The following is a 21,885-nucleotide window of genomic DNA, read 5'->3' as shown; positions in this document are numbered from 1 at the left end:
GCGCCCGGGTCCGGCTCTAGGCGCCGCACTGGGTCTGCTGCTTGGCAGCGTCCAGGTACTTCGTCATCAAGGTGGTGAACAGAGCCCGCGAGGTGCCGGGCTTCATGTGCTCGACGGAACCACTGATCCCCAGCTCAAGCTCGAAGGAGTTCTTGGACCCCTTACAGGTGAGGGCGACGCGGGCACCCGTGTTCCACACGATCCCCTTGTCGCCGAGGGCCAGCGGATCCGGTGCGGGCTGATTCTGGTCGGTGGGGGGCCAGGTGATGCTCTGCCCCAGAGGCCGACGCTCGGCCGTGACGAGTACCCGCCCTTCACCGTCGACATAGACGTTGCAGGTCGCCCCTCGGCGTTCTGCGGTCAGCCGGGCATCGACCGGCGAACTCTCCTTCACCTCCTCGCCATAGCCCATCAGCGGCTCCAGGTCGGACCTCGTGAAGACGCCGAAGCAGGTGCGCTCCGGCAACTGCGGGGCCGCCGCCTTCTTCTCCTCGGCACACCCGCTCAAGGCCACTGCCACCACCAGCGTGACGGCGCACACGAGGGAGCCACGGGCGCTGTTCATCAGGAGCCACCGTTCGAGGTGGCGACCTGGCCCCGGCCGACAGCGTGGGCGTTCGCCGTCTGCGTCGAAGCCATACCGGCGAGGGCATCGATGCTCCGCTGGCTCATGCCTGTTTCTTCCGCAGCCTTGCGAACCGATTGTGCCGCAGACTTGCCGGCTTCCGTCTGTGCGTTCGTATAGTCGATCACCGCCTTGTGATCGACCTCGCCGGCCTTCTCGGCCTGGTCCTTCTTCGCCCGCTCGACAATGCCTTCGGCGATGTCCTCCTGAAGCCATTCCACGACGTCCCCGGCGAGCGGCACCATCTCCAGGTATTTGCCACCAGCGGCACTGATGCCGCGGTTGATCCACTTGGCGTTGTCCTCGACGCCCTTGACGTACTCCTCGGCCTTGTGACCGTTCTCCACGAACGTGCCCTCGGCCCGGGCCTCGGACAGGATGCCGGCGATCTGGCCGCCAGGGTGCACGGCGGCGGTGATCGCCGAATCGAGGTCGTTGTTGTACTCGGCGCGGTGCGCGACGACGTCGTTGATGAGCGTGGTCGTGAACGCCCGCTGGGAGTTGGTGATGGCACCGTACGCGTCCGGGTCCTGGCCGACGGACCCGATGAACGCCGCCATGTCGGCCTTGTGGAACTCGGCCATCTCACCGTTGACCTTGATCATCTGACTGCCGTTCTCCGCCGAGGCCTGGATGTCCGGCATGTACTCCGCCGCCATCTGGCCGAAGTGCCCGGACAGCCCCTTGAGCGGGCCTTCGGGCTCGCCCGGCTTCGCAACGACCAGTTCCGGCTTGTCGCCGATCTTCTCGACGACCCGTTCCATGACAGACGCCATCTCCTTGGTGTGCGGTACGGGCTTAGCGTCCTCGTCGCCTGCCGCACGCCCCGAGACCGCCGCCTCCAGCGCGCCACCGAGCGCGTCCTGCGCCGGGTGCAGGTCACCGGTCTTGCTGATGTCGAAGCCGTCCATGTACTGCTTCTTGTCGAGCATGTAGTCGACCATGCCCTGGTCCTTGCCGTGCTGCCCGCCGACCGGCTTGTCGTTCTTGGTGACGATGCCGTCGTGGTTGCTGTCCTCGCGGACCGGCTCGTTGAAGAACGCCGTCGCCGCGTCCGGGTTGTTGCCCAGCGCCTCCATGAGCCCGGTCAGGGGGTAGAAGCCCCGGCCGCCTTCCGCGCCCTGGTTGAGGACCGTGTCCAGGCCGTACGGGGTGTGGTGCTCCCAGGCCTTCGGGTCCTTGCGGTCCATGGCGATCATGTCGCGGCCGACCGAGGTCAGGAACTCCGTGTCGTACTTGCCCTCGCGCATCAGCGCGCCCAGCGCCTGATAGCCGTAGATCGTCGTCACGCCGCCGGTGACCTGCATCTCCTTGCGGCCCGCTTTCATCAGCTGGGTCGTCCAGGCGGCATCGAGGTGGTTCGGGACGTCCTTGTGCGTGGCCAGGCCGAGCATCGCGCCCATGTCGCTCTGGATGTTGGCGACCATCAACGCGCGGTCCCTGCCCGCCGGGCCCAGGCCGGTCGCGTCCAGGGACATCTTAGAGTACATCTCCAGCGTGACCTCGGGGCCGACCTTGCGGTAGAAGTCCGTCGCGAACTCGGGGTCCTCGCGGTTGTCGTCGAGCAGGTCCTCCAGCTCGCGCAGCGCCTCGACGTTGCGGGCCGTGCCGCCGTCGCCGGTGACCTTCTTCATCAGATCCGCAGCGCGGGCCGCCTGTTCGGAGTCCAGCGTGTTGAACTTCGCGCCGCTGAAGTCGTGCTCGTCCGTAACGTTCGCCTGGAGGACACGGACGAGGGAGTCGTCGGCGTCCTGGGCGTCCTCGACGGCTCGGTTGATGCGGGCCTGCCAGGCGTCGCGGTTCTCGCGGAGCGACTGCTGGTAGTCGGGGTCGTGGCGGGCCGCGTTCCGTTCTCCCTCGGTGGCGAGGGGGATGGCGGTGACCCGCCCGGTGGGGTCGACCTGGAAACCGGCCGCCGGGGCGTCTGCGGCAAGCTTCTTCAGCTGGTCCTGGGCGGCCTTGAATGTCGTGTGTGCGTCAACAAGGACGGCGTGCACGCCCTTGGCCTCCTTGGCCGCGTCCTCGAACTCCTTGGCCGTCTTGTCGACGAACGCCCGTCCGACACCGGCCGTGACCCCGCTCCACTCGGCCTTGTCGGACTTCGCCTTCATGCCGTTGCGAGCGGCCTCGGCCATCTCGTCCAGCTTGCCGGCCATGGCCTTCCAGTCGGTGGCCGCCGTCTGGAGCTTGTCCAGCGGGGCGTTCATCACGTTCTCGTACGTCAGCATGCGGGCCGGCCTACTTCAGGTACTTGTCGATGGCGGACGCGGTGAGGTCGGCCTGGAGCTGCTGCTCGTCCTTGGCGTGGGATTTGAGCGAGTAGTTCAGCCCGTTGGAGATGTTCGCGCAGGCGGCCACGAGGGTCTTCACCTGGCTCTCCCAGAGGGTGTTCGCCTTGAGCAGCGCCGCGCCGCTGGCGAAGCTCTCCTTGGTGAGGGCCCCGGCCGCCTCGGTGGTGGCGGTGGCGGCGTGCTTGCCGTCGGTCTGGAGCCGCGTGTGCAGCTTGTACGCCTCGGAGCCGATGGCGCCGATGTGGTCCTGGTTGAGATCGAGGTCGCCGCCACCGCCGCCGCCCGGATCGACCGGAACCTGGTTGAGCCGCATGGAGACGTTGGCGGCGGCCGTGGCGCGTGCCGCCGACCATTCCTCGTCGAACGACATCGCGTGAACTCCCTTGTCAGGCCGGGTCAGCGGTCAGCGGTTACGCCGTACGACGACGGCCGTGACGGCCCCGCCGATCAGCAGGCAGGCTCCCAGCCCGAGTCCGATCCAGGGAAGGAGGCTGCCCTCCTTCTTCTCCTCGGCCTGGGCCGCCGGCTTGGGCGACGCCGCCGAGTCGGGGGCCTTGCCGTCCGCGGAGGCCGAGGGCGACTTGGTCGCCGCCTCGGCTGCCGCCAGGTCGGGCAGCGGGAATACGTCCGCCGGACCAGGGTCACCGGGGGTGGGTAGCGCGATCTTGGGGCGTACGACCCCGTATCCGATCCAGTCGTTGCGCTCAGCCCCGTCCTCGGGCTTACCGGCGGTGTTCAGCAGGACCCGCAGGACCTGATTGTTCGTCCAGTCGGGGTGAGCCGACCAGAGCAGGGCGGCGGAGGCGGAAGCCAGTGCAGTGGCAGAACTGGTGCCGTGTGTTTTGCAGAGCGACCCATCGCCGGGGCAGGAGGTCAGGATGTCGATGCCAGGAGCCGACATGTCCACCTGAGGTCCGTGCTGAGACTCATCCGTCGCACCGCCATCGGGGCCAACAGCGGAAACACCCACCACGCCTGGCGAGCCCGAGGGGTAAATGATCTGGTTTACACCCGCGCCGTCGTTTCCGACGGCGGCGAAGATGAGCTTCCCCTTCCCAAGGGCGTACCTGACCGCAACGTCCAACTCATCGCTCTGCCCCAGGCCGCCGAACGAGATATTCATGATCTTCGCGTCCGAGTCGGCCGCGAACCGAATCGCTTCGCTGATGGACTGCATGTGGCGCAGACCGCCGCCGCCCTCTGAAACACGGAGAGGAAGAATTTTGGCGTCTGGGGCCAGTCCGAACGACCCGTCACCTGATGGATGTTTCCCGGTGCCCGCGATCATCGCCGAGATTCCCGTGCCGTGCCCCTTGTAGTCCGTGCGCTCGTCACCCTCGTACCCGTGCGAGAAGTCCTTGCCCTGGACCACTTGGCCATCAAGTTCAGCAAGGCGGCCAACGCCGGTGTCGATCACGGCAATGGTCACACCCTTGCCGGTGCTGATCTTCCAGATGTCGTCGGCCTTCATGGCGTTGAGATGCCATTGCCGCTCCCGGATCGTCTCCGCGTGAGCCGGGGTCGCGGCGACCCCGGCCAGCAGCAAACCCACCAGAGCCGAGGTCGCCTTACGCATGCGCATCCCGTACTACGTCCGTTCCGCTCAGTCGATCACAGGCGGCACAACACGACGGTTGGCCTGCCAGGTCTCTTCGTCCTCGGTCAGGTAGTCGGGGCGGTTGCCCCCCTGATCGTCGCGCCGCCTGCCGGGCGTGCTGGCACCAGCACCCGCGTGTCCCATCGCACCGCCGACCGGACTGGCACCCGACCCGTTGCGTACGAGGCCCGAGCCGCCCTGCGTGAACGGCTGGCCACCCGTGACCGGGCGACCGACCGCGCCGAGCTGCCGTCCACCGACAACACCGCCGGGCTCCACGGCCAGTCGACGGCCCGCCATCGAACCGCCGGAGGGCCCGTGAGGACCGCCCATGCCACCACCCACGCCGCCGCCACCCATCATCCCGCGGCCGCCCTGCATGCCTTCGCCGATGACGGTGCCGCGCGGGATACCCCTGCTGGGCCCATTGGTCGGTACCTGCTGGCCGCCGACGATCCCGGTGTCACGAGGGGGCAGACCGATGCGGCCGCCCACCTTGCCACCAGGAGGAGAAGTGATGCCCGGAGGCAAGCCCACCTTGCCACCAGGACCGGTGATGCCCGGGGGCAGGCCGCCACCGCCACCGCGGGGCCCCGGGAGGCCGATCGGCGGGACCGTCAGGGGCGGCAGGGTCCCGACGGGGTTCGGCCCACTAGGACCAGGGCCCGGGATGGCCGTCGTCGGGGGGAGCGTCTTCTCTGGCAGCGTCGCGACGTGGTCGAGGTCCACGTCCACATCGCGGTCCGGTACGGGCACCACCACCGGCGCCGGTCCCGTCGTCGGAGGCAGGGTGATGTCGGGCTGCGACCGGTGACCAGGTACGGAGCCGGACTCGTTCGCGCCACCGCCACCGCTAGGGGCAGGCGCCACGTACGAGTACCCTCCGGTGTCGGCTGCGCCCGCACCACCCGAGCGCTGGGTCCGCTCCATTCCGTATTGCTCAACCTGCGGAACGAACTCCCCCGGCGGCGGCGGAAACGTCGGCGGTTCCGTGGCTTTCATCTGCTTCGCCGACTCGTCGTACCGCTGCGCCAGTTTCGCCAGCGCGTCGATCGCCCGCTGGTGGTCGCCGTTCAGCGTGGAGTAGGACTGCTGGCCGATCTTCTGCGCGTCCGGGTCGTTGTGGAACTCACGGGAGGCTTCGAGGTTGGCCTGCAGCGTGGCGGCCTTCGCCGCGTCGTACTTCGCGTTGACCTTGGCCTCGATCATGACCTGCGCGACGTGGATCATTTCCTTGCCGCCGGTCTCGCTGTAATCGGCGAGGCGCAGCGTCGCGCTGCCGGCCCGGCTCACCCAGTCCGCGAACTTCAGGGCCCCTTCGCCCTCCCAGCCGCTGACCTTCGTCTTCTTGAGACGGTCCCCGACCTGCCTGATCGTGGTCGCGGCCGCCACCATCGCCGCGGCCCGGGCCTTCACCGTCTCCGGGTTGGTGGACGAGATCATCGCCCACAGCTGCTCGTGCGAGTAGCCCTCAAAGTGGGTCACGATCAGACCTTGCCCTTCGCCTTGGCGCCGCTGTCGGCCGAGCCGTTGGCCTGCTGTTCCTTCGCCTGCTGTTCCTTGGCCTGCTGTTCCTTCGCCAACTCGTGCGTACGCGGATCCCGATCCGCGACGTAGTCCTCATGGGCCTTCGCCGCGATCGCGGCCATGCGCTGCTTCGTCTCCTCGTCGATGCCGGCGTAGCCCTTGCCCGCCGTACGAACCGCGATGCCCAGGGCCTCGATCTGCATCGCCAGCCCTTCCGACAGGCTCTTCAGCTGCGAGTGCACGGTGTTGTAGGCCGAGAACAGCAGCTCCGCCTCCGCGAACCCCTTGCCCAGGGTGCCCGCCGGGAGCGTGCCGTGGGCGAGTTTCTTGCCGTCGGCCTCGGAGCCGTCGAGCTTGTCGAGAAGTTCGTCGACCAGCTTCTTGTAGCCGGTCATCGACTCGTACTCGACCTCTAGCGCCCTCACCAAGTTGAACACGATGATCTCCCCGCTCCCCGACTCCCCGTTGGCCCGCTACCGCGGGCCGTCCCCGTGCACACGAGTTCGCACCCGTGCGCGGGCGCACGGGAACTCACTCCGTATCACTCTAACCACCGGGACCGACACCCCCAAGTCCGGGGTTGCAGGTGCAATGCGGGTCACACGGTCACGAGTTGGGCACCGCGACCGCGGCAGATGGCCGGATGGGGAGCCTGTTGACCGGCCGGCCCGTTGCCGCGCGGACCGCCGAGGCCACCGCCGCCGGGGCCGTCACCACCGGGACCGCGCTCGCCGCCTTCGCGCCGAAGGGGGCCACCACGTCCCGTTCCTCGACGAGTTTGACGATGCGGACGGTCGGGGCGTCCAGCGCGGTCGGCAGCGCGTACCCCGTCAGGTCGGGGTGGCGGACCAGTCCCGACACCGAGCGGAGGTTCTCCGTCAGCGCCGCGCCCACGCCCTGTGTGACACCCGCTTCGATACGGGCCTCCAGCTGGCGGGGGTTGAGGACGCGGCCCACGTCCTGGGCGACCGCCAACTCGACCACACGTACCGAGCCCAGTTCGATGTCCACGTCCACCACCGCGCGGATCGCGCAGAACGCGAGGCCGACGAAGGCGTCGCCCTGGCCGTCCGCGTCCAGCGGTTCGGTCGGGTGGGGGCGGCACTGGGCCGTGGCCCAGAGTTCCTTGCCCGCCATCGCCTCCGCGACCGTCGTCGAGAACGCCCCGTCGTACGAGGTGATCCGGCCATCCGCGATCTGGAGCAGTTCCGTGGACATGCCCAGCTTGTGGGCCATCGGCTGGAGGAGCTGCGTACGGACCATCTTCGCGGCCCGCTCCACCGCGCCGCCCGAGACCCAGGTGTGCCGGCCGTGCGCCGACGGGCCCGCCGGCGGCTGGTCGGTGTCGACCGGGGCCGTCACCACCTCGTCCACGCCCAGCACCTCCTGGACGATCTGGCGGGCGAGGGTCGCGAAGCCCTGGCCGGTGTCGACCGCCGCGCAGATGACCGTCGCCGAGCCGTTGACCACCTTGACGGTGGCGGTGGCGACCTCGTCCGTGCCCTCGGCGCCGAGCATGTGGACCATGCCGACCCCGTACCCGACCCCGCGCCGCACCGCGCCCGGCTCGCCCGCGCCCTCCGGGCCGCCGGGCAGGAGCCACTCGTCCTCCGGGGTGTCCTTGGGGAGGGAGGGCAGCGGGTAGTCGCGTACGGAGCGCAGGAGTTCGGCCACCGGCGCCGGGCAGGTGACCGTCTGGCCGGTGGGGAGCAGGTCGCCGGTGGCCAGGACGTTGCGCATGCGCAGTTCGGCGCCGTCGATGCCGAGCGCCGCCGCCAGCTTGTCCATCTGGCCCTCGTAGGCCGCGCACACCTGCATCGCGCCCTCGCCGCGGACATGGCCCGACGGAGGGTTGTTCGTACGGACCGCCCAGCCCTCGATGAAGGCGTGCGGGACCACGTACGGGCCGCAGGCGAAGGCCACCGCCGCCGCCAGGGACTCCGCGGAGGCGTCGGCGTACGCGCCCGCGTCCATCAGGATCTGGGCCTCCACCTTGACCAGCCGGCCCTCCGCGTCCGCGTGGTGGCGGTAGCGGAGCAGCGTCGGGTGGCGGTGGGCGTGGCCGAGGAAGGACTCCTCGCGGGTGGCGGCCAGTTTGACCGGGCAGCCGGTGCGCAGCGCGAGCAGGCCCAGCGGCAGTTGGAACGCGGCGTCCTCGCGGTCGGCCGTCGCGCCCGGGACGCCGGTGACGACGACCCGTACGCGGTCCGGTTCCAGCCCGAAGCAGGCGGCCGCCAGGTCGCGGTCGGTGTGCGGGTCGGTGGACGCGGTGTAGATCTCCACGCCGCCGTCGGGCCGCGGTACGGCCAGCCCGGCCTCGGCGCCGATGGGCGCGGGGTCCTGGCGGCCGATCCGGTACAGGCCCTCGACGACGACCTCGCCGGTCGCCTCCGGGTCGCCGTAGCGGAGCGGGATGTGCCGGATCAGGTTGCCGTCGGGGTGCAGGGCGGGGGCCCCGAAGGACTGCTCGGGGTCGGTGACCGCGTCGAGCAGCTCGTACTCGACGGCGATGGCAGCCGCGGCGAGCCGGGCCGTGTCCGGGTGGTCGGCGGCGACGGCGGCGATGGGCTCGCCGTGGTGGCGGACCACGTCGTGGGCGAACACCGGCCGGTCGGCGATCCGGCGGCCGTGCGTCGTGGCGCCGGGGACGTCAGCGTGGGTGACGACGGCGCGGACGCCGGGCATCTCGGTGGCGGCCGAGGTGTCGATGGAGAGGATCCGGGCGTGCGCGTGCGGGGAGCGCAGCACGGCGGCCCAGAGCAGGCCTTCGGCCCACAGGTCGGCGGCGTACGGGAAGGTGCCCTCGGCCTTGGCGCGGGCGTCGGCGGACGGCACCGACGCGCCGATGCCGCGCGGGACCCCCCGCTCCTCGGCCTCGCTGTCGGGGGCGGCCCCCGAGGCCGTCACCGTGGCGGTCGCCGTGCCGGCGGCGGTGCCGGTGGTCGCCGTGGCCGCGTCGTGCCCGCTCACGCCATGCCTCCGTTGTGGTGGATCCCGCCCTCGCCGGGCGGTGCCTGGTGCGGGATGCGCGCCTCGGTGGGCGCGGGGGACCCGGCCGGTGCCGACGATGCCGATGCCGACGCCGCAGCCGAGGCCGAGGCCGCAGCCGTAGAAGCGGCCGCCGTCGCCTCACGCTCGGCGACGACCTCGCGGACGGCGTCGATGACCCCCGCGTAGCCGGAGCAGCGGCAGAGGTTGCCGCACAGCGCCTGGCGGGTCTCCAGCTCGCTGGGGGCGTGGTTGCCCGCCAGCAGGTCGTGGATGGTCATGGCCATGCCGGGCACGCAGAATCCACACTGCACCGCACCCGACCTGCACAACGCCTGCTGCACATCCGAGAGTTCCCCGTCCGTCGCGAGACCTTCGACGGTACGGACCTCGCTCCCGGCGGCGGTCGCGGCCGGAACCAGGCAGGAGGCGACGAGCCGGCCGTCCACCTGCACGGCGCACGCCCCGCATTCGCCCTGCGAGCAGCCGTCCTTGGCCCCGGCGAGGCCGAGGCGCTCGCGCAGCACGTAGAGCAGGGATTCCCCGATCCACGCGCCGGTGACGGGCCGGTCGGCGCCGTTGACGCGCAGCACGTAGGAAGCCGGCGGATGCTCGTGCTCGTGATGGGCGACGGGCACCGCGAGTTCTTCGTCGTACGTCGGATCCTCCGCCGGGAAACCTCCGGCGCTCCCCGCGTCCGGGGTCGCCCCGGCAGGGTCCGGGCCTTCCCCGGTCGGCGTGGGCGACTCCCCCTCTTCGGCGAAGGCAGGGCCGGATCCGGTGAAGCCGTGTTCTTCGGACTCGGCGCCCGGGGCCGCAGGCTCGGCGGCCGCCACAGCGGGCCCACCGGCCACAGCGGGCTCACCGGTCACCACGGGCTCACCGGCCACCACGGGCCCACCGGCCACAGCGGGCGGCACCACGGGCCCACCCACCGGCTCAGCGGCCGCACCCGCGACCGGAGCCAGAGCCCCGACCGGAGCCGCCCCCGTGAACCCGGTCCCGCCCATCGGCCCCGGCTGCTCGGGCTGCGCCGGATACCCGGGCTGCTCCGACTGCCCGGGCCGCCCCGGCTGCTCGGCGTGCTCCGCCCGCGCGGGGTCCGCGTGCGGGTGCCAAACGTCCCCGAACCCGTGTCCACCCGCGAGCGCGGCGTCCGCCCCGCCCCCCGGATGCGGTCGTTCCGCCATGGCCGGAGCCGCCGCCGGGCCATGGGCGGCCTCGATGTCGTGCGGGGCCGGGTGCACCGGCTCGCCCTCGGGGAGCGTGCCCACCCCGGGGCCGCCCAGCACGCGCGGCCCCCGGCCCGGGGCGCCCGCCGCCGGCCCGCCGAACCCGCGCGCGGTCTCCGCGAGCCCCGGCAGCACGCCCGAGGTCAGCGACAGGTCGCCCTCGGCCGGGCCCGGCTGCTCCGCCACGTACCCGCGCACGCCGTCGAATCCGGAGTGCGTCGCCCACGGGGCAGCCGCACCCCCCGGCAGCGTCGCCGGGGCCTGGCTCCAGTCGGCGTCCAGGGCGCTGCCCCGGAACTCCCCGGTCTCCTCGGGCGTTCCTCCGACCCCGGTCACCGAGGCCGGCATCGCCCACTGCCCGGTCGCGTGGGCCTGCGCCTGAGCGGCCTGCGCCTGAGCGGCCTGAACCTGAGCGGTCTGCGTCGCGTCCGGGAACCGCCACTCCGCCGTCGCCCCCGGGTCGGGCTCCAGGCCCGCGCCCCGCTCGGCCCCGGCCCGCGCCGGGCCGGCGAACTCCGCCGCCACCGACGGCGGCAGCGGGATCGACGCCGGGATCGGCCCGCCGACCGGCGCGGGCGAAGGCACCGGCGCGTGGTGGACGGTGGCATCGGCCCCGGCCCCGGCCCCCGCCCCGGCCTCCGGCCACTGCACCGGCATGGACCAGGTGCCCGTGGCCGCCGGGTCCGTGGTCGCGGACCCCAGCGGCACGATCATCGGCGGCGGGACGTACCCGTGCCCGGGGGCGGCCAGCGGCTCTCCCGTGCCGAGCGCGTTCAGCATGTCCTCCGGCAGCTTCACGAAGGCCGTCGCGTCGGAGTCGTACTCGCCGCCGTGCGGCACCGGCTCCCAGCCCCAGACGGGCTCGGCCTGACCCCTGGGCCCGTTGCCACCGCTCATGTTCTCGATCTCGTTCTCACTCATGAGGTCAGCGCCCTCCCCAGGGCCCTCCGTGCCAGCACGGCGACCGTCCGCCGCAGATGCAGTACGCCGGGGGCCACCGGCTCCCCCTGGTCGGGTACGCAGGCCGCCGCGACGTACTCCCCGAAGGCCGCCAGCGCCTCGGGCGCCAGGCTCCGGTCGTCCCCGTCCCAGTCGATCAACGAGGCCACCCACTGCTCGGCCTCCAGCGGCCGCAGCGGCATCGGGGCGACCGCGCCGATCGCACAGCGCACGCCCCGGCGCGCGGGATCCAGCACAAGCCCCACGGACGCCACCGCACGCCCCGGACCCGTACGTCCCGTGGCCTTCAGGAACACCTGCGGCGCGTGCAGCAGCGGCACCCGTACGAAGCCGATCAGCTCGCCCGGCCGCAGCATGTCGCGCCCGGCCAGCAGGTGCGACACCGGAATCTCCCGGCTCGACGTACCCGACGAACCCGACGAACCCGACACGGCAGACGCACCCGGCACACCCGCCTCACCGGATTCACCCGCCCCGCCCGGACCGACGATGACGAGCGTCGCCTCCAGCGCGGCCAGCACCGGCAGCGCGTCCCCGGTCGGCGCCGCCGTGGCGATGTTCCCGCCGAGCGTGCCGGCGTTGCGGATCTGCGGCGGCCCGGCGGCCCGCGCGGCCGCCGCCAGCGCGGGGATCAGGGCGGCGAAATCCGGCCGCCCCATCCGCGCGTGGGTCAGTCCGGCGCCGAGCAGCGCGTGGCCGTCCTGGTACTGCCAGCCGCGGATCTCGTTGATCCGGCCCAGGCCGACCAGCGCGGCGGGCCGCAGCAGCCCGGCGTTGACGGCGGCCATGAGGTCGGTGCCGCCCGCGACGGGCACGGCGGCGGGCATGGCGGCGAGCGCCGCCACGGCCTCGTCGAGCGAGGCCGGGAGCATCACGGACTGCGTCGCGTGCGACGCCTGCGGCCCTTGGGGCCCCTGAGGTGAATCCGGTGCGTGCAGTGCATGCGGTGCGTGCGTGGTCAACCCAGCTGCCCCTTCCCGATGTCCCGGTCCCGGCGCTCACGCCTGTCCGCCGTACGGTACGTGCTCACCGCCGGGACGTGGCAACTCTGGCACATCTTCGGCACCGCTCGGCGCGAGGGGCGGCGGGAGGTCGGCGCGAGGGAGGGCGCGAGGGACGGCCGGGCGCCCCAGGAGGATCACGCTCCACCCGACCGCCCGATTTCCCCCGTATCCACCGAAATCGAGAAAGAGTTCCAAAGACTGCCGAAGAGTTCCGGTTGCCGGAGTCACACGATCGGGGGCTCTCCCTCGATCGGGCGTCCGAGCACTCCGGGCCGCCGCTGCCACGGCAACGGACCGCCCGGCGGCCGGTAGTCGACCCCGAGCGCGTCCAGTCGTACGTAGTGCTCCGCCATCCGCGCCTCGAAGCCGGCCCAGTCCCGCTCCACCGGTTCCGGAAGCCGGGACCACACCACTTCCGCGAACGCGGCCAGCCTCGGGAACACCTGGTAGTCCACTCGGCTCTGGTTCTCCATCACCTCGGTCCACACATTGGCCTGCGCGCCCAGCACATGGGCGGCGGCTTCCCGCGAGAGCTTCGGCGGCACCGGTTCGAAGCGGTACACGTCCTCCAGCGAGCGCACGTACCCGATCGGCACCGGCTCATCGGGGCCGCCCGCCTGACGGTGGTCCAGGTACACCTGCTGCTCCGGGCACATGACCACGTCGTGACCCGCCTCGGCGGCCGCGATCCCGCCCGCGTACCCGCGCCACGACGACACGGCGGCGCCCGGCGCCAGTCCGCCCTCCAGGATCTCGTCCCAGCCGATCAGCCGCCGCCCGCGCGCGGTCAGCCAGTCGTCGAAGTGCCGGATGAACCAGGACTGCAGCCCGTCCTCCCCGTCCACCCCCAGCTCCCGGATCCGCTGCCGCGCGGTCGCCGAGGCCCGCCACTGCTCCTTGGGGCATTCGTCCCCGCCCACGTGGACGAACGGCGAGACCTCGACGGGGAACAGCTCCAGCAGCTCCTCGAAGACCCCTTCGTAGAACCGCAGTACCCCCTCGGTCGGCGCGAGCACGTTCTCGTTGATCCCCCAGTCGTCCCACACCTCCAGCGCCGCCGTGTCCACCACATCGGTGTTCCCCAGCTCCGGATACGCGGCGATCGCGGCCTGCGAATGCCCCGGTACGTCGATCTCCGGGACCACCCGGACGTGCCGCTCGGCGGCGTACGCGACGATCTCGCGGATGTCGTCCCGCGTGTAGAAGCCGCCGTGCGGGGTCTCGTTCCACAGCGGCGAGGCCCGGTGCCCCCACCGGCTGCGCGGCCGCCACGCGCCGACCTCGGTGAGCTTCGGGTAGCGCTCGATCTCGACCCGCCAGCCCTGGTCGTCCGTCAGATGCAGGTGCAGCACGTTGAGCTTGTGCGCGGCGAGCAGGTCGATGTACCGCAGCACGCCGTCCTTGGGCATGAAGTGCCGCGCGACGTCCAGCATCATGCCGCGCCACCCGAACCGGGGACCGTCCTCCATGGCCAGTTGCGGCAGGCTCCACACCCGCCCGGGCAGCGGCGCCTTGCGGTACGCGTCGGGCCCGAGCATCTGACGCAGCGTCTGCGCGCCCCAGAACAGGCCGGCGGCGGCTCCTCCGACCAGGTCCACCCCGCTCTCGCCGACGGTGATCCGGTACTCCTCGGGCCCGAGGAGCTCGCCGAGCTCGCCGAGGCGGAGCCGGATGTCCCCCGGCTCGCCGGGCGGCGCGTCCGGGAGGTCCCAGCCGGTGGCCGCGCCGAGCTCGCGGCGCAGCCAGCGCGCGGTCCCGCCGGTACCCGCCCCGGCGCGGAGGGCCGGCTCGGGCCCGAACGCGTAGCGGACCGCGTCCTCACGCAGATCGGCGACCCGGGGAAGCGGGATCAGGTCCATGCGTCAACCCTTCGCGGCAGCGTGTTGCGCCCTGCGCAACACCCGTTCCGCAGAGCGCTCGTTACGCCGACCCTAGTACGCGAAGGGCCCCCGGGGCGCGCCTTCGCGCACCTCGGGGGCCCTCGGTCCCGCGAAGTCTGGCCGGGCGGACCCGGACGGGGTGCTACTTGTCCTTGCCTCCGCTGCCGCCCTTGTCCTTGTCGCCGCCGGCGCCCATGGACTCGTAGATCTCCTTGCACATGGGGCAGACCGGGTACTTCTTCGGGTCCCGGCCCGGCACCCAGACCTTGCCGCAGAGCGCGACGACGGGGGTCCCGTCGAGCGCGCTCGCCATGATCTTGTCCTTCTGGACGTAGTGGGCGAAGCGCTCGTGGTCGCCGTCGCCGTGGGACACCTGCGGCGTCGGCTCTACGAGGGTCCCCGTACCAGTCCCGCGCTCGGGCTCAAGAGTGCTCATAAAGCCCAGGGTACCGACCGCCGCCGGGGCGAGGCCTGTCCGGTCGGTCGGGTCCTCAGTTCAGCGACGGGTCGTCCGGATAGGTGGCGACCATCGCGAGCTCGCTGCGCTGGCGGCGGAGTACGGCCCGCCACAGCCGTTCGGGGTCCGGGAAGGAGATGTCCCCGGGCTCCGACTCGACGACGTACCAGGCGCCCTCGCCGAGCTCGTCCTCCAGTTGGCCGGGGCCCCATCCGGAGTAGCCGGCGAAGATCCGCAGGGAGCCCAGCGCCGCCGCGAGCAGCTCCGGCGGGGCCTCCAGGTCGACGAGGCCGATCGCCCCGTGCACCCGGCGCCAGCCGAGCGGTCCCTCCTCGCCGGGGATCACGGCGATCCCGAGGGCCGAGTCCAGGGCCACCGGGCCGCCCTGGAAGACCACGCCCGGGTCGCCGGCCAGCGCCGCCCACGGAAGCAGGATGTCGCCGACGCCCACGGGGGTCGGTCTGTTGAGGACCACGCCGAGGGAGCCCTGCTCGTCGTGGTCGAGCAGCAGCACCACCGCGCGGTCGAAATTCGGGTCCGCGAGGGCGGGGGTGGCCACGAGCAGCCGCCCTGTGAGGGAGGACACCTCGGTCATGCCGACATGATCTCGCACATTCGCCCTTCACGGGGAGCGGGCGGCGAGATCGAATCGTGCGCGGCTCAGGGGCGCACGGCAGCAGACGGGAGCGCGTGCGCCCGAGCCGAACGGAACGCAACACTCCGCCACCTGGCGGGCACTGAGGGTGTTGTGTCTCATTCATGACAGTCATACGGCCGCGTTGGCCTTACAAATAGGGGGGATGCCACCCTTACCCTTTTCCCTGGCCCCCTGCCCACCCTCCTCCGCTTCGCCGGGGGAGCCCCTCTCCGGAACGCGAGATTCATGACCGGCACAGTCAGTGACGATGTACTGCTCGTCCATGGCGGAACCCCGCTCGAGGGCGAGATCCGTGTCCGCGGTGCGAAGAACCTCGTGCCCAAGGCCATGGTCGCCGCTCTGCTCGGCAGCGAACCCAGCCGGCTGCGCAATGTCCCTGACATCCGCGACGTGCGCGTCGTACGCGGTCTGCTCCAGCTGCACGGGGTGACCGTGCGCCCCGGCGAGGAGCCGGGCGAGCTGCTGCTCGACCCCACGCACGTCGAGAGCGCGAACGTCGCCGACATCGACGCCCACGCGGGTTCCTCCCGGATCCCGATCCTCTTCTGCGGCCCGCTGCTGCACCGCCTCGGCCACGCCTTCATCCCCGGCCTCGGCGGCTGCGACATCGGCGGCCGTCCGATCGACTTCCACTTCGACGTGCTCCGCCAGTTCGGCGCGACCATCGAGAAGCGCGAAGGCGGTCAGTACCTGGAGGCCCCGCAGCGGCTGCGCGGCTGCAAGATCCGCCTGCCGTACCCGTCCGTCGGCTCGACCGAGCAGGTGCTCCTGACGGCCGTTCTGGCCGAGGGCGTGACCGAGCTCAGCAACGCCGCGGTGGAGCCGGAGATCGAGGACCTCATCTGCGTGCTGCAGAAGATGGGTGCCATCATCTCCCTGGACACCGACCGGACCATCCGGATCACCGGCGTGGACCGTCTCGGCGGCTACAACCACAAGGCGCTCCCGGACCGCCTGGAGGCCGCGTCCTGGGCTTCCGCGGCGCTGGCGACCGGCGGCAACATCTACGTGCGCGGAGCGCAGCAGCGCTCGATGATGACCTTCCTCAACACGTACCGCCGGGTCGGCGGCGCGTTCGAGATCGACGACGAGGGCATCCGCTTCTGGCACCCGGGCGGCCCGCTCAAGGCGATCGCCCTGGAGACGGACGTACACCCCGGTTTCCAGACCGACTGGCAGCAGCCGCTGGTCGTCGCCCTGACGCAGGCCACGGGCCTGTCGATCGTCCACGAGACGGTCTACGAGTCGCGGCTCGGCTTCACCTCGGCGCTCAACCAGATGGGCGCGCACATCCAGCTGTACCGGGAGTGCCTGGGCGGCTCGGCGTGCCGGTTCGGCCAGCGCAACTTCCTGCACTCGGCGGTCGTCTCCGGCCCGACCAAGCTGCAGGGCGCCGACCTGGTCATCCCCGACCTGCGCGGCGGGTTCTCGTACCTGATCGCGGCTCTGGCGGCCGAGGGCACCTCGCGCGTCCACGGCATCGACCTGATCAACCGCGGCTACGAGAACTTCATGGACAAGCTCGTGGAGCTGGGAGCCAAGGTCGAGCTCCCGGGCGGCGACCTCGTCTGACGGTCCGACGGGCTCGTCCGACGGGCCCGTCCGACCCTCTGTAGGCCGAAGGGCGGCCACCCCCACACCGGGGGTGGCCGCCCTTCTGCTTTTCCTGCTGTGTACTCCAGCCGCCCCGAGGGCCTGTGCGGTCCTCGGCGCAAGGGCGGGACTACTTGCCCTTGGCGGCTTCCTTGAGCTTGGAACCCGCGGAGACCTTCACGCTGAAGCCGGCCGGGATCTGGATGGGGTCGCCGGTCTGCGGGTTGCGCGCGGTGCGAGCGGCACGGTGGGTGCGCTCGAAGGTCAGGAAGCCGGGGATGGTGACCTTCTCGTCGCCCTTGGCGACGACCTCACCGACGGTCTCGGCGAGGGCGGCCAGAACGGCGTCGGCGTCCTTGCGGGTCACCTCGGCGCGCTCGGACAGAGCGGCCACCAGCTCACTGCGGTTCATGTTGTACTCCCGTGTTCAACTTGCCTTAGAGGCGTGAGATCGAAGCCGATGCTGCCAGGGCCCTCGGACAGTCCCCGGACCCGGGTCTGAACGTCAGACCCTCTCGCCCGGTTACGCATCCTGCCCCCACCAGCGGCGGGAAAGCCAATCCGGCACCCGCCAGGGTCACACGAAAAGCGCCACAGTCACGCCGCGGTGACGCTCCGTCCGCACCAGGGGTTCCGGTGGATGCGGACCGCGGGCCACGCGGGCATCCCCGCAACCCTAGAGGCGGCCCGGCGGGCCCGCATCTCGCGACGCGCCGGGATCGGGCAGCCGTGAGGCCGATCACAGCCCCCTAGCCGTTCGAGGCGGCCTTGCGGACGGCGCCGGCGACGGCGCCCGCGACCTTGTCGTTGAAGACCGACGGGATGATGTAGTTCGCGTTCAGCTCGTCCTCGCCGACGACGTCCGCCAGCGCGCTCGCGGCGGCCAGCATCATCTCGGTGTTCACCGTGCGGGACTGGGCGTCCAGCAGGCCGCGGAAGACACCCGGGAAGACCAGCACGTTGTTGATCTGGTTCGGGAAGTCGGAGCGGCCGGTGGCCACGACGGCGGCGGTCTGGCGGGCGACGGCCGGGTCCACTTCGGGGTCCGGGTTCGCGAGCGCGAACACGATCGCGCCCTCGGCCATGGCCGCGACGTCCTCGCCGGAGAGCACGTTGGGGGCGGAGACTCCGATGAACACGTCGGCTCCGACCACGGCCTCCTTCAAGGTGCCCGTGTAGCCCTCGGGGTTGGTGTTGTCGGCGATCCAGCGCAGCGGGGAGTCCTCGTCGGCGTCGACGAGGTCGGGGCGGCCCGCGTGCACGACACCGTGGATGTCGGCGCTGACCGCGTTCTTCACGCCCGCCGCGAGGAGCAGCTTGAGGATGGCGGTACCGGCCGCGCCGGCGCCCGACATGACGACCTTGACGTCCCCAACTGCCTTGCCCACCACGCGCAGTGCGTTGGTGAGGGCCGCGAGCACGACGATCGCGGTGCCGTGCTGGTCGTCGTGGAAGACGGGGATGTCGAGGGCCTCGCGCAGGCGGGCCTCGATCTCGAAGCAGCGCGGCGCGGAGATGTCCTCCAGGTTGATGCCGGCGAAGCCCGGGGCGATGGCCTTGACGATGGCGACGATCTCATCGGAATCCTGGGTGTCCAGGCAGATCGGCCACGCGTCGATGCCCGCGAAGCGCTTGAAGAGGGCGGCCTTGCCCTCCATGACGGGCAGCGCGGCCATCGGGCCGATGTTGCCCAGGCCCAGCACGGCGGAGCCGTCCGTCACGACTGCGACGGAGTTGCGCTTGATGGTGAGGCGCCGCGCGTCCTCGGGGTTCTCGGCGATCGCCATGCACACGCGGGCCACGCCCGGGGTGTAGATCATCGAGAGGTCGTCACGGTTGCGGATGGGGTGTTTGGACGCCATCTCGATCTTGCCGCCGAGGTGCATCAGGAAGGTTCGGTCGGAGACCTTGCCGAGGCTGACGCCCTCGATGCCGCGCAGCTTCTCGACGATCTCGTCGGCGTGCGCGGTGGACGTCGCGGCGATGGTGACGTCGATACGGAGCTTCTCGTGGCCGGAGGCGGTCACGTCGAGGCCGGTGACCGACCCGCCGGAGGATTCCACGGCGGTGGTGAGCTGGGAGACCGCGGTTCCGCTCGCGGGCACTTCCAAGCGGACCGTCATCGAGTACGAGACGCTGGGCGCCGTTGCCATGGCCGTGTTTCCTCTTCTGTCCTGGTTTTTTCTGTACACACAGGGCCCCGGCACACGGCAGGCGTGGCAGGGACCTGTTGTCCGATCGTCCCACCTACCAGCCAGTACAAGGTAACCAGCTACAAATTTCGGAAAGACACTTCCACCATACGAGATTTGATCGGGGCGGGAAAGTCTCCGGGCCACGCGAAAACAGGTCTGCCCCCTCCGCTTCCGCGGAGGGGGCAGACCTGTTGATACGCCTATGACACCGACCCGCCATGCTCGCCTCGCGGCAAGTGGTCGCTCTAAGCGACGAAGGTTGGGCCCGGGGGCTTGGATCGAGTCGGTGCCTTACCCAGGCTAACAAAGGATCGCCGGATGCGATCCCCCTCCACGGGGTTGACTGGGGTTGACCTCGTCTCACCACGCCCTTGGCCGCGGGCCATCCGGCCGTACGGCCCGAGGTGCGCCCGAGGTACGCCCCGGGCCGTCTTCCCGCGCTACGGCTGGAGCAGCGCCGGGACGCCGTCCACGCCGGGGGTGTCGCGGGAGGTGGAGACGACCGTCAGCTGCTGCGTCGCGCGCGTCAGCGCCACGTACAGCACCCGCAGGCCGGCCGGGGACTCGTCCGCGATCTCCGCCGGTGAGACCACCACCGTGGCGTCGTACTCCAGACCCTTGGCCTCCAGGCTGCCCAGCGCGACCGCCCGCTCGCCGAGGTCCGCGAGCCAGCCCGCGGCCTGCGCGCGCCGGTCCATGGCCACGACCACGCCCACCGTGCCGTCCACCTGCGCCAGCAGCCGCCGGGTCTCCTCCCGGACCGTCTCGCGCAGGTCGCTGTCGCCCCCTGCGCCCGCCACGGCCGTGAACCGCGGCTCCAGGCCCGTGGAGCGCACCGCCGACGGCGGCTCCATGCCCGGCATCGCCCGCTTCAGCACCCGGGCCGCGACCTCCGCGACCTCCGCCGGGTTGCGGTAGTTCACGGTCAGGGTGAACCGCCGCCGCGGCCGCGTCCCCAGGGCCTCGTCACGCGCCGCCGCCGCCTCGTCCGGGTCGGTCCACGAGGACTGCGCCGGGTCGCCGACCACCGTCCAGGTGCCCATCCGGCCCCGGCGGCCCACCATCCGCCACTGCATCGGCGTCAGGTCCTGCGCCTCGTCCACGATGACGTGCGCGTACTCGGTGCGCTCCGCCGCGAGCCGCTCGGCCCTCTCCCACTGGGTCTCCTCGCGGGTCGGCATCAGCTCCTCCAGCCCGGTGAGCTGCGCCAGGGGGTCCATCTCCCGCTTCCGCCTGGGCCGCGCGGGCGCGCCCAGCAGCTGCTGGAGCTCGTCGAGCAGCGCCACGTCGTGCACCGACAGCGGGCCCTTGCCGTCCGGGCCCACCCGGCGCAGCGAACGCGCCAGCTGGCGGGCCTCGCGCGGGTTCAGGTCCCGGCGCGACCAGCGGCCGAGCCGCCGCTCGTCGGCCAGCGCGGCCAGCACCCCGCGCGGGGTGAGCTCCGGCCACCAGCGGTTCAGGAAGTCGATGAAGGCGTCCTCGGTGGAGATGTCCTCGTCGAACGCGGAGCGCAGCTCGGCGGCCAGCTCCGGGTCGCTGTGCCGGCCGGCCTGGCCGGACCTCGCGTACAGGGCGTCGAGCAGGAGCTTGCGGGCGCGCGGGCGCAGCAGGTTCACCGGCGCGGTGCCGCTGAGCACGTTCTGCCGGATCCGGTTCAGCTCGTCGGCCTCCAGCTCCTGGCGCCGCCCGAAGGCCACCACGCGCAGCCGCTCGGGAGCGTCCCCCAGTTCCAGGGCGCCCCGTACGGCCTTGCGCAGCACCTTCAGCATCCGCGAGGAGCCCTTGATGCGGGCCACGGCCGGATCGTCGTACGTGGTCGCCTCGGCTCCGTCGACCAGTGAGCCGAGCGCGCGGATGGCGACCTGCCCCTCCTCGCCCAGCGAGGGCAGCACGCCCTCGGTGTACGCGACGAGCAGCGGGGTCGGCGAGACGATCAGGATGCCGCCGGAGTAGCGGCGCCGGTCCTGGTAGAGCAGGTACGCGGCGCGGTGCAGGGCGACGGCGGTCTTGCCGGTGCCCGGGCCGCCGGCGACCTCGGCGACGGACGCGGCGGGGGCGCGGATGACCAGGTCCTGCTCGGCCTGGATGGAGGAGACGATGTCCCGCATGGAGTGCGTACGGGCCCGCCCGAGCGCGGCCATCAGGGCGCCGTCGCCGATGGCGGGCAGCTCCCGCCCGTCCAGCGTGGCCGTGACCTCGGGGCGCATCAGGTCGTCCTCGACGCCGAGCACCTTGCGGCCCTTGGAGCGGATGACGCGGCGGCGCACGACGCGGCCGGGCTCCTTGGGCGTGGAGCGGTAGAACGGCGCGGCGGCCGGGGCCCGCCAGTCGATGACCAGCGGCGCGTAGTCCGTGTCGAGTACGCCGATGCGCCCGATGTGCAGGGTTTCGGCGATCTCGGCGGTGAGGTCGGGGCGGATCGCGTCGTCGTCGGGCTCGACGGAGGTGTACGCGCCGTCGGGGCCGCGCTCCCCGTCCTTGCCGCGGACCAGGTCGATCCGGCCGAAGAGGAAGTCCTCGAACTCGTTGTTCAACCGGTTCAGGTGGATTCCCGCGCGGAAGACCTGCGCGTCGCGCTCGGCGAGCGCGCCGGGCGTGCCGACCTGGCCGCGCTTGGCGGCGTCGTTCATCAGGAACTCGGCCTCGTGGATCTTCTCCTCAAGGCGGCGGTACACCTGGTCCAGGTGCGTCTGCTCGACCGCGATCTCCCGATCGCGGACGGAATCCGCCGTGCTGTCGACAGCGGCATTCTGCGCGGCCACCAAGGCCCCTTTCTGACGTGCATGGGCGACCGTCAACCGTACGCGACCGGGGCCCTGCGCGCACGCCGTTCCAAGCGGTGGACGAATCGCGGCATATCGAGGGGATACGGACGGGT

Annotated in this window: 16 protein-coding genes; 1 reads left to right on the top strand and 15 read right to left on the bottom strand. The window is 71.7% G+C overall.

Going from position 1 to position 21,885, the window contains the following annotated elements:
• Nucleotides 1-16: 16 nt before the first annotated feature.
• From MTF65_RS06930 to MTF65_RS06875, 12 genes are all read right to left on the bottom strand, one after another.
• Nucleotides 17-565, bottom strand: a complete 549-nt coding sequence (locus tag MTF65_RS06930; protein WP_243627418.1) for a hypothetical protein — start codon at nt 563-565, stop codon at nt 17-19.
• Nucleotides 565-2,853 (bottom strand): hypothetical protein, encoded by a 2,289-nt coding sequence (locus MTF65_RS06925; protein ID WP_243627417.1) that lies wholly within the window; start codon nt 2,851-2,853, stop codon nt 565-567. Before MTF65_RS06925 ends, MTF65_RS06930 begins: the two co-directional genes overlap by 1 nt.
• 10 nt (nt 2,854-2,863) lie before the next feature.
• The gene (locus tag MTF65_RS06920) at nt 2,864-3,286 is read right to left on the bottom strand and encodes a hypothetical protein (protein ID WP_243627416.1); all 423 of its coding nucleotides are present in this window, start codon (nt 3,284-3,286) and stop codon (nt 2,864-2,866) included.
• A 33-nt stretch (nt 3,287-3,319) separates the two neighbouring features.
• Nucleotides 3,320-4,492, bottom strand: a complete 1,173-nt coding sequence (gene mycP / locus MTF65_RS06915) for a type VII secretion-associated serine protease mycosin (RefSeq protein WP_243627415.1) — start codon at nt 4,490-4,492, stop codon at nt 3,320-3,322.
• Between the two features lie 27 nt (nt 4,493-4,519).
• Complete coding sequence (locus MTF65_RS06910; RefSeq protein ID WP_243627414.1) at nt 4,520-5,998, bottom strand: hypothetical protein; 1,479 nt, start codon at nt 5,996-5,998, stop codon at nt 4,520-4,522.
• A 2-nt stretch (nt 5,999-6,000) separates the two neighbouring features.
• Nucleotides 6,001-6,477, bottom strand: coding sequence for a hypothetical protein (locus MTF65_RS06905; RefSeq protein WP_243627413.1), 477 nt, complete (start codon nt 6,475-6,477; stop codon nt 6,001-6,003).
• Between the two features lie 169 nt (nt 6,478-6,646).
• Complete coding sequence (locus MTF65_RS06900) at nt 6,647-8,947, bottom strand: xanthine dehydrogenase family protein molybdopterin-binding subunit (RefSeq protein ID WP_243628598.1); 2,301 nt, start codon at nt 8,945-8,947, stop codon at nt 6,647-6,649.
• A gap of 59 nt (nt 8,948-9,006) precedes the next feature.
• A complete protein-coding gene (locus MTF65_RS06895; protein ID WP_243627412.1) occupies nt 9,007-11,181 on the bottom strand; it encodes a 2Fe-2S iron-sulfur cluster-binding protein in 2,175 nt (724 codons plus the stop codon).
• Nucleotides 11,178-12,092: a xanthine dehydrogenase family protein subunit M gene (locus tag MTF65_RS06890; RefSeq protein ID WP_243627411.1), complete on the bottom strand. Its 915-nt coding sequence runs from the start codon at nt 12,090-12,092 to the stop codon at nt 11,178-11,180. Before MTF65_RS06890 ends, MTF65_RS06895 begins: the two co-directional genes overlap by 4 nt.
• 356 nt (nt 12,093-12,448) lie before the next feature.
• Nucleotides 12,449-14,083 (bottom strand): beta-N-acetylhexosaminidase, encoded by a 1,635-nt coding sequence (locus MTF65_RS06885; RefSeq protein WP_243627410.1) that lies wholly within the window; start codon nt 14,081-14,083, stop codon nt 12,449-12,451.
• 163 nt (nt 14,084-14,246) lie between these two features.
• Nucleotides 14,247-14,540 carry a DUF3039 domain-containing protein gene (locus tag MTF65_RS06880; RefSeq protein WP_243627409.1) on the bottom strand — a complete coding sequence of 98 codons (294 nt, stop codon included), beginning with the start codon at nt 14,538-14,540 and terminating at the stop codon, nt 14,247-14,249.
• 55 nt (nt 14,541-14,595) lie between these two features.
• Nucleotides 14,596-15,156 (bottom strand): YqgE/AlgH family protein, encoded by a 561-nt coding sequence (locus MTF65_RS06875; protein WP_243627408.1) that lies wholly within the window; start codon nt 15,154-15,156, stop codon nt 14,596-14,598.
• Between the two features lie 288 nt (nt 15,157-15,444).
• Between MTF65_RS06875 and murA the strand changes: the two genes are divergently transcribed.
• The gene (gene murA, locus MTF65_RS06870; protein ID WP_243627407.1) at nt 15,445-16,791 is read left to right on the top strand and encodes a UDP-N-acetylglucosamine 1-carboxyvinyltransferase; all 1,347 of its coding nucleotides are present in this window, start codon (nt 15,445-15,447) and stop codon (nt 16,789-16,791) included.
• Between the two features lie 151 nt (nt 16,792-16,942).
• On the opposite strand, the gene MTF65_RS06865 is transcribed toward murA, so the two are convergent.
• The 3 genes from MTF65_RS06865 to MTF65_RS06855 all read right to left on the bottom strand — a co-directional run bounded on the left by MTF65_RS06865 (nt 16,943) and on the right by MTF65_RS06855 (nt 21,769).
• Nucleotides 16,943-17,224 carry an HU family DNA-binding protein gene (locus MTF65_RS06865; RefSeq protein ID WP_243627406.1) on the bottom strand — a complete coding sequence of 94 codons (282 nt, stop codon included), beginning with the start codon at nt 17,222-17,224 and terminating at the stop codon, nt 16,943-16,945.
• A 337-nt stretch (nt 17,225-17,561) separates the two neighbouring features.
• Nucleotides 17,562-18,965 (bottom strand): NAD-dependent malic enzyme, encoded by a 1,404-nt coding sequence (locus MTF65_RS06860; protein ID WP_243627405.1) that lies wholly within the window; start codon nt 18,963-18,965, stop codon nt 17,562-17,564.
• Between the two features lie 482 nt (nt 18,966-19,447).
• Nucleotides 19,448-21,769: a UvrD-helicase domain-containing protein gene (locus MTF65_RS06855; protein ID WP_243627404.1), complete on the bottom strand. Its 2,322-nt coding sequence runs from the start codon at nt 21,767-21,769 to the stop codon at nt 19,448-19,450.
• Nucleotides 21,770-21,885 lie beyond the last annotated feature (116 nt).

The sequence above is a fragment of the Streptomyces sp. APSN-46.1 genome (assembly GCF_022815725.1).
Lineage (GTDB): Bacteria > Actinomycetota > Actinomycetes > Streptomycetales > Streptomycetaceae > Streptomyces.
This window is presented reverse-complemented; position numbering and strand designations above follow the sequence as displayed.